The sequence below is a fragment of the Nonomuraea sp. LPB2021202275-12-8 genome, from assembly GCF_037044575.1.
In the GTDB taxonomy this organism is placed as follows: Bacteria; Actinomycetota; Actinomycetes; order Streptosporangiales; family Streptosporangiaceae; genus Nonomuraea.
In genome coordinates this window covers 1-290 of record NZ_JBAHWD010000190.1, presented here as the reverse complement: position 1 = coordinate 290, position 290 = coordinate 1, and the positions used below count along the sequence as shown (strand labels likewise).

Genomic DNA, 290 nt, shown 5'->3' with positions numbered 1-290 from the left:
GTGCTGCGAGAAGCCCGGATCGAGGCCGCCGCGATCACCGCTCAGGCCCGCACCGACGCCGAGCAGATCATCGCCTCTGCCAAGCTGCATGCGCGAAGTCGGTACCTGCCGCCGCGCAGGAGCCAGACATGGCCGGCCACGCAGCCGGCGCCCGTATCCGCCGACGGGGACGGCCCCCCGTCGATCATGGTGCTCAACGACCGTTGGCGGATCTTTGCACCCTTGAACGCCGACGCCAGCGCCATGGCCACCCTGTACAAGGCCTACGAACGCGCCGACCCCGCCACCAC

General features: G+C 70.3%; 1 protein-coding gene. It reads left to right on the top strand.

Annotated features, from left to right (window positions below; all coding sequences use genetic code 11):
* On the top strand, positions 1–290 hold a 290-nt coding region (locus V5E28_RS49330), incomplete at both ends, for a hypothetical protein (RefSeq protein WP_336217234.1).